The organism is Vagococcus sp. WN80Y (assembly GCF_059621045.1).
On sequence record NZ_JCAQHY010000024.1, the window covers coordinates 1 to 642 of the forward strand.

Sequence of the window (642 nt, forward strand, 5' to 3'; positions counted from 1 at the left end):
CACTACACGTTGTTTCGTTATCCTAAACACTAAGCAAGTAAACTTGCAAGAGTTAAGGTATCGAAGTTTACGTAGTGCTCGAAGCAAAACAACTTTATTATACGAAAACTAAACCTGTAAAAAAACAAAAAAAGCTACCTCCTACTAAAAGCGTGGTTTGCCAAATTTGGTCTATAGCGAGGGTGAGACAAAAAGTCTCGCCCTCGTTGTCTTCACGTATATTATGTGACAAACGCGCTCCAAAAGTCTGCTCACTACGTCTTACTTCGATCTCAACAACTTCTAAACGCTAAAGCATTAAGAGTTGAAGGCTCAGCAATTTCTCAAAACCCGAGCAATCGAAATTACCAATTGTTCGGGTTTTTCGAGATTGCCGTTACTCTAAGCAGTTTACTGCTTAGAGATAAGGGACATCGAAGTTTACGTAGTGCTCGGAGCAAAACGACTTTATGTCCCAGCATCGTTCTTTCCATTTTGTAAATAACTTCCTCCAAGTTCTTTATAGCAGGACTGATCGGAAAACATCCGATAAATAACACGTAGTAATAAATGAACCGTCGCAACAACGGCTTTTTTGTGACCGGCATTTCTTCTTATCCGAAAGAAAAATGCCTGAATCCGGTTTGCTTTCCCTTGGGAAAC

General features: G+C 40.0%; 1 pseudogene. It reads right to left on the reverse strand.

Annotated elements, in window-relative coordinates:
• Window positions 1-447: 447 nt before the first annotated feature.
• Window positions 448-642 (reverse strand): annotated as a pseudogene (locus tag AC5KOD_RS02415) (IS110 family RNA-guided transposase); the annotation flags it as partial.